This window comes from Thalassospiraceae bacterium LMO-SO8, assembly GCA_031655335.1.
Classification (GTDB): Bacteria; Pseudomonadota; Alphaproteobacteria; order Rhodospirillales; family Casp-alpha2; genus UBA1479.
Map to the genome: position 1 here is coordinate 833,965 of CP134226.1, position 14,979 is coordinate 848,943.

The 14,979-nt window shown below is 64.9% G+C and carries 15 protein-coding genes; 8 read left to right on the plus strand and 7 right to left on the minus strand.

The window, feature by feature from the left end; all coding sequences use genetic code 11:
• Positions 1–18: 18 nt before the first annotated feature.
• From RJ527_04005 to RJ527_04025, 5 genes are all read right to left on the minus strand, one after another.
• Positions 19–1,020 carry an ATP-binding cassette domain-containing protein gene (locus RJ527_04005; protein WND76916.1) on the minus strand — a complete coding sequence of 334 codons (1,002 nt, stop codon included), beginning with the start codon at positions 1,018–1,020 and terminating at the stop codon, positions 19–21.
• Positions 1,020–2,030 carry an ABC transporter ATP-binding protein gene (locus tag RJ527_04010; protein WND76917.1) on the minus strand — a complete coding sequence of 337 codons (1,011 nt, stop codon included), beginning with the start codon at positions 2,028–2,030 and terminating at the stop codon, positions 1,020–1,022. The genes RJ527_04005 and RJ527_04010 overlap by 1 nt, the downstream gene beginning before the upstream one ends.
• Positions 2,031–2,050: 20 nt before the next feature.
• Positions 2,051–3,052 carry an ABC transporter permease gene (locus RJ527_04015; protein WND76918.1) on the minus strand — a complete coding sequence of 334 codons (1,002 nt, stop codon included), beginning with the start codon at positions 3,050–3,052 and terminating at the stop codon, positions 2,051–2,053.
• 1 nt (position 3,053) lies between these two features.
• Positions 3,054–3,971 carry an ABC transporter permease gene (locus tag RJ527_04020; protein WND76919.1) on the minus strand — a complete coding sequence of 306 codons (918 nt, stop codon included), beginning with the start codon at positions 3,969–3,971 and terminating at the stop codon, positions 3,054–3,056.
• 108 nt (positions 3,972–4,079) lie between these two features.
• Positions 4,080–5,618 (minus strand): ABC transporter substrate-binding protein, encoded by a 1,539-nt coding sequence (locus RJ527_04025; GenBank protein WND76920.1) that lies wholly within the window; start codon positions 5,616–5,618, stop codon positions 4,080–4,082.
• Between the two features lie 524 nt (positions 5,619–6,142).
• Here RJ527_04025 and RJ527_04030 point away from each other — a divergent pair.
• Entirely contained in the window at positions 6,143–7,552 is a 1,410-nt protein-coding gene (locus RJ527_04030; protein WND76921.1) for a CoA transferase, read from the plus strand.
• On the opposite strand, the gene RJ527_04035 is transcribed toward RJ527_04030, so the two are convergent.
• A complete protein-coding gene (locus RJ527_04035) occupies positions 7,549–8,490 on the minus strand; it encodes a DMT family transporter (protein ID WND76922.1) in 942 nt (313 codons plus the stop codon). The two genes, RJ527_04030 and RJ527_04035, sit on opposite strands and share 4 nt — an antisense overlap.
• Positions 8,491–8,586: 96 nt before the next feature.
• Here RJ527_04035 and RJ527_04040 point away from each other — a divergent pair, with 96 nt between their 5' ends.
• The gene (locus tag RJ527_04040; GenBank protein ID WND76923.1) at positions 8,587–9,582 is read left to right on the plus strand and encodes a Gfo/Idh/MocA family oxidoreductase; all 996 of its coding nucleotides are present in this window, start codon (positions 8,587–8,589) and stop codon (positions 9,580–9,582) included.
• A gap of 32 nt (positions 9,583–9,614) precedes the next feature.
• Entirely contained in the window at positions 9,615–9,902 is a 288-nt protein-coding gene (locus tag RJ527_04045; GenBank protein WND76924.1) for a hypothetical protein, read from the plus strand.
• A 19-nt stretch (positions 9,903–9,921) separates the two neighbouring features.
• Here RJ527_04045 and RJ527_04050 read toward each other — a convergent pair whose 3' ends face one another.
• Positions 9,922–10,134 (minus strand): YqaE/Pmp3 family membrane protein, encoded by a 213-nt coding sequence (locus RJ527_04050; GenBank protein ID WND78009.1) that lies wholly within the window; start codon positions 10,132–10,134, stop codon positions 9,922–9,924.
• 120 nt (positions 10,135–10,254) lie between these two features.
• On the opposite strand from RJ527_04050, the gene queA reads away from it, so the two are divergent.
• The 5 genes from queA to queF all read left to right on the plus strand — a co-directional run bounded on the left by queA (position 10,255) and on the right by queF (position 14,972).
• Complete coding sequence (gene queA, locus RJ527_04055) at positions 10,255–11,328, plus strand: tRNA preQ1(34) S-adenosylmethionine ribosyltransferase-isomerase QueA (GenBank protein ID WND76925.1); 1,074 nt, start codon at positions 10,255–10,257, stop codon at positions 11,326–11,328.
• A 138-nt stretch (positions 11,329–11,466) separates the two neighbouring features.
• A complete protein-coding gene (locus tag RJ527_04060) occupies positions 11,467–11,784 on the plus strand; it encodes a hypothetical protein (GenBank protein WND76926.1) in 318 nt (105 codons plus the stop codon).
• Between the two features lie 24 nt (positions 11,785–11,808).
• On the plus strand, positions 11,809–13,266 hold the full coding sequence (locus RJ527_04065; GenBank protein ID WND76927.1) for a methyl-accepting chemotaxis protein: 1,458 nt from the start codon (positions 11,809–11,811) through the stop codon (positions 13,264–13,266).
• Positions 13,267–13,368: 102 nt separating this feature from the next.
• Positions 13,369–14,505 carry a tRNA guanosine(34) transglycosylase Tgt gene (tgt, locus tag RJ527_04070; protein ID WND78010.1) on the plus strand — a complete coding sequence of 379 codons (1,137 nt, stop codon included), beginning with the start codon at positions 13,369–13,371 and terminating at the stop codon, positions 14,503–14,505.
• A 2-nt stretch (positions 14,506–14,507) separates the two neighbouring features.
• Positions 14,508–14,972 carry a preQ(1) synthase gene (gene queF, locus RJ527_04075; GenBank protein WND76928.1) on the plus strand — a complete coding sequence of 155 codons (465 nt, stop codon included), beginning with the start codon at positions 14,508–14,510 and terminating at the stop codon, positions 14,970–14,972.
• Positions 14,973–14,979: the final 7 nt, after the last annotated feature.

Here is a 14,979-nt window from a genome sequence, read left to right on the forward strand (position 1 = left end):
GCTTCGCCCGGGGCGGTCTTACGACGCTTGGCGTCCCCTCCCCTGGTTCTCGTCATAGAGATGGCATTCGACAAGACCGGTCTTGGTCGGGATGGTGCGCGGCGCCACGACCGAACAATGATCCATGCAGTCGACGCAGCGCGGATGGAAGGTGCAGCCCGACGGCGGGTCGACCGGGTTGGGATAGGCGATACCCAGGCCCGCGTCGGGCACGTCCAGGTTGGGGTCCGGCGTCAGCACGGAGGACAGCAGCGCCTTGGTGTAGGGGTGCTGCGGGTTGTCGAACAACTGGTCCGTGTCCGCGACCTCGACCAGACGGCCCAGGTACATGACGGCGACGCGGGTCGCCATGTGCTCGACCACGGCCAGGTTGTGGCTGATGACGATGTAGGTCAGGTTCAATTCCGAGCGCAGGTCCTGCAACAGGTTCAAAATCTGCGACTGCACGGAGACGTCGAGGGCCGAGGTCGGTTCGTCGCAGATCACGACTTCGGGCCGGTTGATCAGCGCGCGGGCCACGGCGACGCGCTGGCGCTGGCCGCCCGACAGCTGGTTCGGGAAATTGCGGTACAGCCGGCGCGGCAGGCCGACCAGTTCCATGATTTCCTCGACCCGCGTGCGTAGGTCCTTGCCGCCGGCGGCCTCGGCCGTGCCCTGCACGCGCACGGGCAGGCTGATGATGTCGCCGATGGTCTTGCGCGGGTTGAGCGACGAATAGGGATCCTGGAACACGGGCTGGACCTTGCGCGCCATGTCCAGGCGTTCCATCTCGCTGGTCGGCGTGCCGCCGACGTAAAGCGTGCCCCCGGTCGGCGCCAGCAGGCCCAACAACATCTTGGCCAGGGTCGATTTGCCGCAACCGGATTCACCGACCAAACCCAGAACCTCGCCGCGCGGGACCTTCAGGTTGATGCCGTTCACGGCATGCAGCGGCTTCTTGCCCTTCATGAACCCGGCCGAGATCATGAACGTGCGGGTCACGTCGCGGGCTTCGAGAACGATGTCTTCCTGGTCGGCCATCAGGCAGCTCCCCGCTTCAGGTTGGCGGCACTCTGGTCCGGCGTCAGCAGGCAGCGGAACACATGGCCGTCTTCGAATGAGTCACGAAGATCGATCCGTCCCGTGCGGCAGGCGTCCATCACATGGACGCAGCGGTCGGCGAAATGGCAGCCCGGCAGCTCGCCCACCAGGGACGGCACGATGCCGGGGATGGAGCCGAGCGGAGCACCCCGTTCCGTCTTGCCCGGGATCGGGATGCATTCCAGCAGCCCCTGAGTATAGGGATGGGTCGGATTTTCGAACACCTGCTTGGCCGTGCCCGTCTCGACGATCTGGCCCGCGTACATGACCGCCACCCGGTCGGCGACGCGGGCGACCACGCCCAGGTCGTGGGTGATCAGGATCATGCCCATGTTGAATTCCTTTTGCAGGTCCGCCAACAGGTGGAGGATCTGCGCCTGGATGGTCACGTCGAGCGCCGTCGTCGGCTCGTCGGCGATGATCAGGTCGGGCCCGCACATCAGCGCCATGGCGATCATCACGCGCTGGCGCAGGCCGCCGGAAAGCTGATGCGGATATTGCGTCAGGCGTGAGGCCGCCGCCGTGATGCCGACCTTTTCCAGAAGGTAGATGGCGCGGGCGCGCGCCTCGGCGGCGCTGACCTGCTTGTGGCGCAGCAGGGCCTCTTCGAGCTGGTTGCCGATGGTATAGGCCGGGTTCAGGGACGTCATGGGTTCCTGAAAGATCATCGCCATCTTGTTGCCGCGGATGTCGGTCATGCGTTTTTCGCCGGCCGATTGCAGTTCCTCGCCGTCGAGCTTGAGCACGGATGCCGTGCAGCGCGCGGTGCTGGGCAGCAGGTCCATGACGGCGAGGGAGGTCAGCGACTTGCCGCAGCCCGACTCGCCGACGATGCACAGCGTTTCGCCCCGCGTCACGTCGAAGCTGATGGACTGCACCGGATGCAGCATCCCGGTGGCGACGGGAATGTCGACGACCAGGTCGCGGACTTCGAGGATCAGATCGCTCATGCGGTCGTTGGTCCCTTATCCTAGTTGCGGTTTTCGGGTGCGGTCACGTCACGCACGCCGTCACCCAGAAGATTGATGGCGAGGATCAGCGCGAACAGCGCCGCCCCCGGAATACCGATCAGCCAGGCGTCGAAGAACATCATGCCCTTGGCCTCGGAAATCATCAGGCCCCAACTGGGGGCCGGCGGCTGCACGCCGAGGCCGAGGAACGACAGCGCCGCCTCCAACAGGATGGCGTGCGCCATTTCCAGGGTCGCCACGACGATCAGGTGGTTGACCACGTTGGGCAGGATTTCCGCCATGATGATGCGCAGGGTGGAACATCCGCAGGCCTGCGCCGCCGCCACGTAATCCAGGTTGCGCACCTGCATGGTGGTCGAACGCATGACCACGGCGAAGCGGTCCCAGATCAGCAGCCCCAGCACCCAGATCACGATCCACAGGCTGGACCCGATCAGCGACACCACGGCCAGCGCCACCAGCACCACGGGCATGGACAGCCGCGTGGTGATGATGAAGTTCACGACCATGTCGACCCGCCCGCCGAAATAGCCGGCGGCGACGCCCAGCGCCGTGCCGATGACACCGGAGATCAGCATCGCGGAAAACCCGATCAGGAGCGAAATCCGCGAACCGTGGATCAGCCGCGTCAGGTAATCGCGGCCCTGTAGGTCGGTGCCCAGCGGGTGGTCCCAGGTGAACTTGGCCGGCTCGACCCAGGAAAACGGGGACCGGCCGTCGAACACCGCCGCCCAAAAGGATTTTTCCACCACGATGCAATGCCAGAACGGAACCTTCAGCGCGTTGGACAAGTCCTGGTCCAGGATCGGGTGATAGGGCGTCAGATAGGGTGCGAAGGCCGCGACCAGGAGGATGGCAAACAGCACGACGCCGCCGATAATGATGCCGTAATGACCGAACACACGTCGGCGCAGCTGCGCCATGGGTGATGGTTCCAGAACCTTGTCGCTGGGAAGAATGGCGCCTGAGCGGGCGACTGTCTGCGCGTCTTGCGATGCCATGTCAGGTCACCCTTATCCGAGGATCGAGGAAGGCGTTGAGCAGGTCCGCCAGGAAGGTGATGACGATATAGAAACAACTGAGGACCAGCACGATGGCCTGCATCATGGGCAGGTCGGCGCGCTGAATGGATTCCCATGCCAGGAAGCCCATGCCATTGATGGCGAAAATGGTTTCGATGACGATGGAGCCGCCGAGCATGAAGCCGAACTGCACGGCGGCCAGCGACACGACCGGGATGATGGCGTTCCGAAGCGCGTGTTTGAACAGCACCGTCATGGGACGCAGGCCCTTGGCCTTGGCCGTGCGGATGTAATCCGACTGCAGCACCTCAAGCATCCCGGCGCGGGTCAGGCGCATGACGCCCGGCGTCACGTAATATCCCAGCGCGACCGCCGGCATGATGAAGTTCTTCCAACTTCCCGTGCCGGTGATGGGCAAAAGGCGCCACTGAATGCTCATGAAGAAGATCAGGATCAGCGCGAACCAGAAGCTGGGCAACGCCTGACCGACCACGGCGAGCCCCAGGGCGAATCGGTCAATCAGGGAATTGGGCCGGATCGCCGCCGCCACGCCGAGCGGAATGGACAGCACCAGCGCGAAGGAAATGGCGCAGAGCGCCAGGATCAGGGTGTTGGGAAGGCGCGTGACGATGACCGAGGAAATATCCGACTTCAGATAGTGCGAACGGCCCAGGTCCCCCTGTACGGCGCGCATCAGCCAGTCGCCGTATTGCACGATGATCGGGCGGTCATAGCCGTAGATTTGGCGGATGTTCTCGATCTCTTCATTACTGGCCGATTCACCGGCCAGCGCGATCGCCGGATCCCCCGACAGGTAGATCAGCGAGAAGGTGATCATGGACACGGTGAGCGCCACCAGAACGGCGACACCCAGTCGTCTCAACAGAAATTTCAGCATGGCGAACCCGCCGGCAGGCGCTTCATGTCTACGGCCCCCCTAGGCCCGGATACCCGGCGGCCCCTGATTAAGGGCCGCCGGGCCGAATTGCCGGTTACCCGGACGTCGTCACTTCCATTTCGCGGTGTAGAACCGCGGGATTTCGTCGGAAGTGATGGTCATGTCCAGGTTCTGGTTGAAGGCGTAGTTCTTGGCGTAGGTGAACATGGGCAGCCAATAGACCTTGGTGGAAATGATCTGGAACGCTTCCTTGTAAAGCTTTTCGCGTTCCGCAAGGTCGGTCACGTTGCCGGCCTTGACGATCAGTTCGTTCACCTTCGGGTCGTTGGCCGGATCGTCCTTGCCGCCCACGAAGAACACCCCGGCGCAACCGGACGCATCGGGGATCGAGTAGGACCCCCAGGTCATCTGGTGAACCGCCGTCGAGCCCTTCTGCGCGATTTCACGCAAGGCCTTGTACTGCATGAAGTTCAGCTTCGCCTTCACGCCGACCTTGGCCAGGTCCGAGATCACCGCTTCCGTGAATTCGCGCTCACGATAGGCGTAGATGTCGAATTCCAGCCCCTTGTCGTAGCCCGCTTCCTTCAGCAGCGCCTTGGCCTTTTCCGGGTCATAGTCGTATCCCGTCACGTCCTGCACGCAGCCCGTCTGATCGGGATGGCAGGGCGTGTTGATGACCTGCGCCGCCGCGCCGACAAGGTTGGTGACGATGGACTGGCGGTTGATGGCATGGGCGAAGGCCTGACGCACGCGCTGGTCCATGAAGGCCTTGTTGCCGGACGAGCCGTCGACGTCAAAGGCGATGTAGGAAATGCGCAGGGTCTTGGCGTTCTCGACCGTCACCTGGCCGGTGGCCTTCAGCTTTTCGGCCTGTTCCTTGGGAACGTCCCAGATCCAGTCGATGCCGCCGGTCAAAAGTTCGGCGATCCGGGTGTTGCCTTCCTTGATCGTCCGGTAAACCAGATTGGCGATCTGCGGCGTGCCCTTGGGGCCATTCTTGTGATAGCCGTCGTACTTCTTCATGACGATCTTTTCGCCGGGCACGACCTCGGTGATCATGTAGGGACCGGTGCCGTTGGGCTTCACCGCCGCGTAATCGGGCTTGCCTTCCTTGGTCATCGGCGCCTTGTCGTAGTGACCGCGCTTGATGATCGGCACCGCCTGCCCCAGATAGGCCAGCGCCGCCGGGAACGGCTTCTCCAAATGAATGCGGATGCTGTGCGGGCCGGTCTTTTCGACCTTCTTCATCCAGTCGACGTTCTTCAGGGTGACGACGCCGTGTTCCTTGTTGGTGGTGAAGTCCACCGTATAGATCACGTCTTCCGGCCCGAAGGGCGATCCGTCATGGAATTTGACGTCATCGCGCAGTTCAAAATCCAGGGTCACGTTGTCGACCCATTTAAAGGATTTCGCCAGGTTCGGTTCGTACTTGCCGGTCTTGGTGTTGCGGAGCAGAAGGTTATCCCACACCGTGTTGCCGATGATGACAAGTTCGCGGGTACGGTTGTAGTACGGATCGGCCACCGCCGACTCGCGGTCTGTTGCCCAGACCAGCGTGTCATCGGACTTGCCCGCCAACGCCGCACCCGAGCAAATACCCAGCGCAACCGCCGCGATGGGCAGGCCCTTCATAATTTGACGAATCATATTCGCCCTCCCTTGGTTCAATTCCCTGCCGCCCGTGGCTTACGCCTTTGTAACTTCTGGCCGGCAATCCTGGCCGTCCCTGTCAACGGAAAAGCCGACTGCATTTCAATGCATAGGCTGCGCGAATGCAAGGAGGTACTCAGCACTGGCCCACTGATCGGACCCGATTGGCGGCGGCGCTCTGGAACCCGCCTCCCCCAATACGTCTTGCCTGCGGCGCCGTTCGGCGCGGCCTTGCGCCTTCGGGACAATCACCGCCCCCTTACCCCGTGGAGCCCCTTCGGAAAACCGCCCGAAGGAGACGACAGGATAGCCAAGCGGAAATGGAATGTGCTCTCAAATTTGAACAAAATTTGACGGGCAGCCCGATATTCAAACGTCATATTTCCATTTTCTGTTCCATTTTTCATTTATGAACGAAAGATATTCCCGGTACGTAGATTCGCCATGAACGCGCCGCCGGCCTAAAGACGTTATGTGGGGCGGAAAGTACCGCGCCCGAAACCGGAAAGATTCCCGCACATATGAACAGATTCGCGACAGATACGCCCTCCGCTGCCCAGGCCGCCGCCGGGATTCTTGAGACGGTGAACTGGATCGGGCGCGGCGCGGACAGCGTTTCCTTCACCGGCGCCGACCCTGTATTGCCCGCGAATTTCCGCATCGGCACCGCCGGCGCGGCGGTGCTGGGCGCGGTCGGGTTGGCCGCCGACGCCCTGTGGCGCCTGAAAGTGGGGCGGACGCAGGACATTTCCGTGGATCTCCGCGCGGCGGCGCTGGCCATGCGCTCGAACCGCCATGTTCGTGTGGGAACGGCCGGTTTCGGGGCCGCTTGGGCGGATATCTCCGGCCTGTACCGCTGCGCCGACGGGCGCTGGGTGCAGCTTCACTGCAACTACCCGTGGCTGGCCCAAGGGGTTCTTGAAATCCTCGGCTGCGAATCCGACCGCGCGGCGGTCACTGCCGCGCTTGGCGCGTGGGACGCCGCCGCGTTCGAGGCCGCCGTGGCGGAGCGAAACCTTTGCGCCTTCATGGTCCGCGGCAAGGACGAATGGGCCGCCCACCCCCAGGGCAAGGCGGTCGCCGGCCTGCCGCTGATAAGCATCGAAAAGATCGGCGACGCGCCCGTGGAGCCCTTGCCGGCAGGTGACCGTCCGCTGTCCGGCATCCGTGCCCTGGAACTGGTGCGCGTGATCGCCGGGCCGGTCTGCGGGCGAACCCTGGCGGAACACGGCGCCCAGGTCATGCGCATCGGGCGGCCCGACCGCCCGGACGACGACAACCTGCTGCGCGACACCGGCCACGGCAAGCTGGCCGCCAACCTGGATCTGCGCGACACGGGTGCGGCGGAAACCCTCGACATGCTCATCAAACAGGCCGACGTGGTTACCCAGGGCCACCGGCCGGGCACCCTGGCTGGGCGCGGCGTGGCGCCGGAGCGGCTCGCCCAGTTGCGCCCGGGGATCGTCTTCGTCAGCCTGTCCGCCTGGGGTCATGACGGACCCTGGGCCCATCGCCGGGGCTTCGATTCCCTGGCCCAATGCGCCATGGGCATCGCGGCCGAACACGGCGGCATCGACACCCCCCGTCACCTGCCGGCGCAGGCCCTTGATTATGTCTCCGGATACCTGGCCGCCTTCGGCGCCATGGAGGCCCTGCGCCGCCGCGCCACCATCGGCGGCAGCTGGCTGGTCCGCCTGTCATTGGCGCAAAGCGGCCATTGGATCGACGGCCTGGGCCGGGTCGGCGGTGACGGCGTCAAGGAACTGGCGGAACCGGGGTACGACGACATCAAGGATCTGATGGAAACCCGCGACACGGCCTGGGGCCCCATGGAGCATCTGAAACCAACCGTGGGCATGTCGGAAACGCCGCCGCGCTGGGACCTGCCGGCGGCCCCTTTGGGGACCCACCCGCCGGTGTGGCCGACTTAACCTTCGGTGGTCTTCAGCGTGACGCCCTCGGCCGGCCCCTTCACCCGGGATTCCCGATAGGTGATGTAGAGGGTCGAACAGAACACCACGGTGCCGCCGATCCAGGTCCACAGGTCCGGGAATTCGCCGAACATCACGTATCCAAGCGCCGCCGCCCACAACAGGCGCGTGAAGTCGGCGGGCAGGACGGCGGTGGCCTCGCCCAGCTGCATGGCCTTGGCCATGGCCAGATGCGCCAGCGCCGCGATGAGCCCGATCGCGATCAATTCCCCGAACTGGGCCCAGGTCGGCCATTCCCAGACGAACAGCGCCAAAATCAGCGTCGAGGGCGTGAAATAGACCGAGGAATAGAACACGATGGTGACCGGAGAATCGTAGCGCGACAAAATCTTCACCAGCAGCAGCGCCCAGGCCCACAGGACCGTCGACCCCAACGCCCACAAATACCCCTCGCTGATTTCCTGAAACCCGGGGCGAATAATGATCGCCATGCCGACGAAGCCGACGACCAACGCCCCCCAGCGGCGCACGCCCATCTTTTCCCGCAGCATGATGACGGCACCCAGGGACGTGAACAGCACGACCGTGAAACTGAGCGCCGTCGCGTCGCCGACAGGCACCAGGGACAGGGTATAGAACCAGGTCAGCATGGCGCCCAGGCCGACCACGCCGCGCACCAGTTGCAGATCCGGCCGCTTGCTTTTCCACGCGTGCCGGTCCTGGCGCAGCAACAGCGGCGTCAGGGCGATCAGCACGACCACGTTGCGGAAGAAGGCGACTTCGAAGGGATGCAGTTCCTGCGTGACGTCGCGAACCAGCGCGTGCAGGCAGGCAATCAGCCCCGCCCCCACCATCATGAACAGCATGCCCCGGAAATTGTCGACTTCCCGGGGACCCGCCGGTGTCGCTTGATCGCTGAGGTCCGGGGTCGTCGCCATGGCTTCACTATAGACGGCGGATACCCTCTGGCAATAAGGTCGGCGGCCCGAATTGGGGCCAATTGCATACAATCCTTGGGGTAAGGGGCCGTCACCATGATCAAAGCAGGCATCGCCGGACTGGGCCGTTGGGGCCAGGTTCTCGTCAATTCCGTTCACGGCAAAAGCGACAAGATCGCCATCACCGCCGGCTGCACCGGGCGCAAGGCCAAGGCTGAGGCATTCTGCGCCGAGAAGGGCATCGACCTGCGCGACGGCCTGGCCGACCTGCTGAACGACCCGGACCTGGACGCCGTCATCCTGGCGACCCCGCACAGCCAGCACGCGGATCAGGTGATCGCCGCCGCCGCCGCGGGGAAACAGATTTTCATTGAAAAGCCCTTCACCCTGGACCGCGCCAGCGCCCAGGCCGCCGCCGACGCGGCCGAAGCCGCGGGCGTCGTGCTGGCGCTCGGCCACAACCGGCGTTTCCATCCGGCCATGGTGCGCATGAAGGAAATGGTTCAATCCGGCGAACTGGGCCAGATTCTGCATGTCGAGGGCAACCTGAGCAGCCCCAGCGCCATGCGCTTCGCCGCCGACGGCTGGCGCGCGCAGGCCGACGAGAGCCCGGCCGGCGGCATGACCGGCATGGGCATCCATGTGGTCGACGCCATGATAAATCTGCTCGGCCCCATCGACGAAGTCACCGCCCGGTCGTACCGCAACTTCCTCAAGATCGACGTGGACGACACCACGGCCACGCTGTTCCGTTTCGCCTCGGGCGCCATGGGCTACCTCGGCACCTTCACGGCGACGGCGCCGTTGTGGCGCATCCAGGTGTTCGGCACCGGCGGCTGGGCCGAGATGCACAACTACGACCGCCTGACCGTGCGTAAGGTCTCGGCGGACGCCGTGCCCGGCCCCGAAGAGGTCACCGAATACGGCGCCTTCGACATGGAGCGCGCCGAACTGGAAGCCTTCGCCGACGCCTGCGCCGGCAAGGCCGCCTATCCCCTGACCCCGGCCGAGGCCGTGCATGGCACGGCGGTGCTGGAAGCCGTCATCCGAGGCGCCGCGAGCGGCCAATCGGTCCTGATGAAGGACGTCTAGCCGCCCCCTGAGGGCAAGGAGGGCGAAAGGCCATGTGGTTCCTGATGCGCCAAGTCATGCGCTACGGCCGCTACGTCGCGTGGACCGTGGCGGCGGCCGCCGCCGCGGGCCTCTACGGCATCCTGTCCGTGCGCGACGAGATCGCCCTGTTCGGCGGCGCGCCCCATGTCATCGAATGGTGGGAGCCCTACGTCTGGCCGCCGGTCGCCTTCGTGATCGTCAGCCGGGTGTTGCGCATGATGCTGAACCGCTTCGCCGGCGCCGCGAACGCGCATATGGCGCGAATCCGCAGCGGCGACATCTTCGGCCCCCGGCCCTAGGCTAAGGCGGGGCTGGGGATCAGCTGTCGCCGTCGCCCGGCATGCCGCCCATGCCGGCCCGGGCGATCTTCTTGTCCGTGTTGTAGTTGTTGAGCGCCCAGACGGCCCAAATCGCCGCCGGAATCCAGCCGATCAGGCTCAATTGCAGGATCAGGCAGATGATGCCCTGGATCGGGCGGCCGATGGTGAAGAACACGAACCACGGAATCAAAATCGCGAGAATCAGTCTGATCATGGGAAACCCCCTGTTGTTTCGTATCCCCCGACACCTGGAATGAAACGTTACCCCGCCAGGAATCTTCTGACAATTGGCGCCTGACAATCACCGCGCGTTGACCTACTTTCCCGGCCCATGAAAACCGACCTGTTCGACTTCGACCTGCCGCCGGAACGGATCGCCCAGAAACCGGCGACCCCGCGCGATTCCGCGCGCTTGCTGGAGGTCACGCCGACGGCGCTTTACGACCGGGGTGTGCGCGACCTGCCGTCGCTGCTCAACCCCGGCGACGTGTTGGTCGTCAACGACACGCGGGTGATCCCGGCGCGACTGACCGGCCGGCGCGGCGACGCGTCGCGCCCCGGCCCGCCCGAGGGCGGGCCCAAGGTCGAGGTCACCCTGCATAAATGGGACGACGACGGCCTGTGGCGGGCCTTCGCCCGGCCGGCGCGCAAGCTGAACCCCCGCGACCATATCGTGTTCGCGCCCGGGTTTTCCGCCGACGTGGTGCAGAAACTGGAGATGGGCGAGGTCATCCTGCGCTTCAACAAGGCCGGGCCGGATTTGAAGGACGCGCTGGAACAGTACGGCGTCATGCCCCTGCCCCCCTACATCAAGCGCGAAGCCACGGGCGACGACGCGGACAGGGACGATTATCAGACCCTGTTCGCCGCCCGCGACGGCGCCGTCGCCGCCCCCACCGCATCCCTGCATTTCACGCCGGACCTGCTGGCCGCCCTCGACGCGCGGGGGGTCGAGCGGGTCAGCCTGACCCTGCATGTCGGCGCCGGCACCTTCCTGCCCGTGCGCGAGGACGACACCCGCCACCACGTCATGCACGCCGAATGGGGCGAAATCAGCACCCAGGCCGCCGATTTCATCAATCAGGCGCGGAACGCGGGGGGGCGCGTGGTGGCCTGCGGCTCGACCGCCATGCGCCTGTTGGAGACGGCGGCGGACGCCGAGGGCCAGATCCATCCCTTCAAGGGCGACACGGACATCTTCATCACGCCGGGCTACGAATTCCGCGCGGTCGATCTGATGCTGACCAATTTCCACCTGCCGCGCTCGACCCTGTTCATGCTTGTCTCGGCCTTCGCCGGGCTGGAGCGTATGCAAAGCGCCTATGCCCATGCCGTCGCCAATGCCTATCGGTTCTATTCCTACGGCGACGCCTGCCTGCTGCACCGAAACGACGGCGCCGGGTGATCCGACACCCCATACCGACGTATATAAATCGTCTGGCTACCTACACATTCATATTCGAATATGTTTTCCTTCCTCATGCTCTTGGGGTCGGACGGAACGGATAATGCAGCAATGATTCCGCAGGAACCCATGGGACCCATGCGATTTCGCGATTTTCTGCCGGCGGCGCTGCTTGCCGGTTTCTGCCTTTTTTGGCTGGCCGCCGCCACCCTGCGCCCGCAACCGGGCCAGTCGCAGATCGGCGTGGTGTTCCCCCCGACGTTATCCGGGGCCCAGGTGCTTGCCCGCATCGCCGATGCCGGCGGCCGGATCGTCCGCGAAGGCGCTTGGCCGTTCATCGCCGTCGTCGCCCTCGACCAGCCCGAAACCTTGACGCGTCTTCGGGATGCCGGCGCGCTGTTCACCGTCAATCCGATTGCCCTCGGCAGTTGTCTGACCCGACCTGCCACCAACTGACCCGCTATTCAAAGGAAACCGGCCATGGATGCCCTTAACGAGCTCCGCATCAATTCAACCCGCTTTTTCGTCCTGTTCGCCTGGGCGCATCTGCCCCTGGCCGGTCTCGCGTTCTGGCTGACGCAGGGCGACATCGTCACGGGGGCCGGCATCATCGCTGCTGTCGCCGTTGCCTCGACGGTCGCTTGGCGCACCCGACCGACCGCCGCCGCAAGCCGTTTTCTGATCGCCGCGGGCGCCATGATCAACATCGGCGCGCTGCTCTACATGTTCGCCGGGCATGCCTGGCAGATCGACGTGCACATGTATTTCTTCGCCGTGCTGGCGATGGTCGCGGCCTTCTGCTGTTGGCAGACGGTGCTGGTCGCCGCCGCGACGGTCGCCGTGCACCATCTGGTGCTCAACTTCACCCTGCCCTATGCCATCTTCCCGGACGGCGCCGACTTTTTTCGGGTTGTTCTGCACGCCGTCATCGTCGTGGTCGAAACAATCATCCTGATGTGGCTGACCTACCGCCTGGTCGCCGGCTTCCGCCACAGCGCCGAAGCGGTCGACGCCGCCGAGGACGCCAAGGCCGAGGTCGAACGGCTGAGCCAGGAACGCGAACGCCTGGAGCACGCCAACCAGGAGGAGCGGCGCAAGCTTCTGCTTGATCTGGCCACCCGTTTCGAACATCAGGTCGGCCCCATCATGGTCAACGTCAACGACCACGCGCGCAGCATGTCGGACGTGTCGAAGAACCTGTCCGATCTGGCGGCTCAGGCGCTCGCCCATTCCACGGATACGGCCACGGCCATCGATCAGGCGACCGGCAACGTACAGACCGTCGCCAGCGCGACGGAACAGATGACCGCCAGCATGGCCGAGGTTTCCGCCCAGGTCAGGCGCGCCCATACCGTCGCCCAGGACGCATCGAAGAAAGCCCGCGACACGGACCGGACCATGGTCCGCCTGAAGGACGCCGCCGCCAAGATCGGCAACGTCATGGAAATGATCACCGACATCGCCGAACAGACCAACCTGCTGGCGCTTAACGCGACCATCGAGGCGGCCCGCGCCGGCGACGCCGGCAAGGGCTTCGCCGTGGTCGCCAGCGAGGTCAAGAATCTGGCCAATCAGACGGCCAAGGCGACCCAGGACATCGCCGAGGAAATCGCCACCATGCAGGCCGTGTCCGAGGATGCCGCCCGCGAAATTCAAGGCATTTCAGACACCATCGACGAAATCAACGCCGTCAGCGAGGCCATCGCCTCGGCGGTCGATGAACAGTCCGCCGCGACCCGCGAGATTGCACGATCCAGCCAGGACGCGGCCAGCCACACGGGTACGGTTCAGGTCAACATCGGCACCGTGCGCAGCGCCTCCGAAAATACCGGCAGCGCCGCCGGCGAGGTCTCCGTCGCCGCCGACAATCTGTCGGACCAAGCCCGCAGCCTGAAACAGGCCATCGACGGGATGCTGCACGACCTGCGCGCCGCCTGATCCGGTTTCTTGAGGGGCCCACGGCACGCCCATCCGCCCTGACAAAAAGAGGCGGATGGGCGCTTGCCTGCGGACGGCGGTCCCATCATAGTCCGCGCCATGATGAACAAGATGCATTTCACCGTCAGCGCGACCGACGGCCGGGCCCGCCGCGGACGGCTTGACACCGCCCATGGCCCGATGGAAACACCCGCCTTCATGCCCGTCGGCACGGCGGCGACCGTGAAGGCCATGACGCCGGAGGCCGTGGCCGCGACGGGCGCGCAATGCGTGCTCGGCAACACCTATCACCTGATGCTGCGCCCGGGCTCGGCGCGCATCAAACGGCTCGGCGGCCTGCACGAATTCATGAACTGGCCCGGGCCGATCCTGACGGATTCCGGCGGTTTCCAGGTTTGGTCCCTGAAAGACCTGCGCAAACTGACCGAAGACGGCGTCACCTTCCGCTCCCACATCGACGGGGCGAAACACGAACTGACGCCGGAAAGCGCCATGGCGATCCAGAACGACCTGGACGCCGACATCACCATGGTGCTCGACGAATGCACGCCGTTCGGCGTCGACGAGGCCGAGGCCCGCGTCTCCATGGAATTGTCCATGCGCTGGGCACGGCGCTGCCGCGACGCCTTCGAGGAACGCCCCGGCTACGGCCTGTTCGGCATCGTTCAGGGCGGGGTCTATCCCAACCTGCGCGAGGAATCCGCCAAGGCGCTGACCGCCATCGACTTCGACGGTTATGCCATCGGCGGCCTCGCCGTGGGCGAGGGCCAGGACCTGATGTTCCAGACCCTCGACGTCACCACGCCGCACCTGCCGGAGGACAAGCCCCGCTACCTCATGGGCGTGGGCAAACCAAGCGATCTGGTGGGCGCGGTCGAGCGCGGGGTCGACATGTTCGACTGCGTGCTGCCGACGCGGTCGGGCCGCACGGACCAGGCCTTCACCCGGCGCGGCCAGGTGAACATCCGCAACGCCCGGCACAAGGACGACCCCCGGCCCCTCGACCCGGACTGTTCCTGCTATGCCTGCGCCAATTATTCCCGGGCCTATCTCCACCACCTGGCTCAGTCCAAGGAAATCCTGGGGCTGACGCTGCTGACTTGGCATAATCTGCACTACTATCAGGAACTGATGGCGGGCATGCGCGCCGCCATCGAAAACGGAACCTTCGCGGCGTTCAAGAAGGCGTTCGAGGACGGCGAAGCAGCGGGCGACATCCCCGCGGTTGAGGGCAACTAGCCATGGCGAAGACGACGGAAACCAAACTGACCCAACTGGGCGCGGCCTCGGCGATCCCGGACAGCCCGGACGCGGCGTCCCTTGAGTGTGCGGCCAACCCCCATCCCGGGACGCCCTACCTGATCCGCTTCACCTGCCCTGAATTCACGTCGCTCTGCCCCGTGACCGGGCAGCCCGATTTCGCGCATCTGGTCATCGACTACGTGCCCGGGCGCAAGATCGTCGAAAGCAAGTCGCTGAAGCTCTACTTGGCCAGTTTCCGCAACCACGCGGGATTTCACGAAAAATGCACCCTGGATATCGCCGCCAAGATCAAGAAGGCGGCGGCGCCCAAATGGCTGCGCATCGGCGGCTACTGGTATCCGCGCGGCGGCATCCCCATCGACGTGTTCCACCAGACGGGCGCGCCGCCCAAGGGCCTGTGGATCCCGGAGCAAGGCGCCCCGTCCTATCGCGGACGAGGCTAGCGCCTCA

Excerpts from the sequence above, each read along its gene's own strand:
- RJ527_04005 (WND76916.1), bottom strand. The coding sequence starts at position 1,020 with ATGGCCGACCAGGAAGACATCGTTCTCGAAGCCCGCGACGTGACCCGC.
- RJ527_04010 (WND76917.1), bottom strand. The coding sequence starts at position 2,030 with ATGAGCGATCTGATCCTCGAAGTCCGCGACCTGGTCGTCGACATTCCC.
- RJ527_04015 (WND76918.1), bottom strand. The coding sequence starts at position 3,052 with ATGGCATCGCAAGACGCGCAGACAGTCGCCCGCTCAGGCGCCATTCTT.
- RJ527_04020 (WND76919.1), bottom strand. The coding sequence starts at position 3,971 with ATGCTGAAATTTCTGTTGAGACGACTGGGTGTCGCCGTTCTGGTGGCG.
- RJ527_04025 (WND76920.1), bottom strand. The coding sequence starts at position 5,618 with ATGATTCGTCAAATTATGAAGGGCCTGCCCATCGCGGCGGTTGCGCTG.
- RJ527_04030 (WND76921.1), top strand. The coding sequence starts at position 6,143 with ATGAACAGATTCGCGACAGATACGCCCTCCGCTGCCCAGGCCGCCGCC.
- RJ527_04035 (WND76922.1), bottom strand. The coding sequence starts at position 8,490 with ATGGCGACGACCCCGGACCTCAGCGATCAAGCGACACCGGCGGGTCCC.
- RJ527_04040 (WND76923.1), top strand. The coding sequence starts at position 8,587 with ATGATCAAAGCAGGCATCGCCGGACTGGGCCGTTGGGGCCAGGTTCTC.
- RJ527_04045 (WND76924.1), top strand. The coding sequence starts at position 9,615 with ATGTGGTTCCTGATGCGCCAAGTCATGCGCTACGGCCGCTACGTCGCG.
- queA (WND76925.1), top strand. The coding sequence starts at position 10,255 with ATGAAAACCGACCTGTTCGACTTCGACCTGCCGCCGGAACGGATCGCC.
- RJ527_04060 (WND76926.1), top strand. The coding sequence starts at position 11,467 with ATGCGATTTCGCGATTTTCTGCCGGCGGCGCTGCTTGCCGGTTTCTGC.
- RJ527_04065 (WND76927.1), top strand. The coding sequence starts at position 11,809 with ATGGATGCCCTTAACGAGCTCCGCATCAATTCAACCCGCTTTTTCGTC.
- tgt (WND78010.1), top strand. The coding sequence starts at position 13,369 with ATGAACAAGATGCATTTCACCGTCAGCGCGACCGACGGCCGGGCCCGC.
- queF (WND76928.1), top strand. The coding sequence starts at position 14,508 with ATGGCGAAGACGACGGAAACCAAACTGACCCAACTGGGCGCGGCCTCG.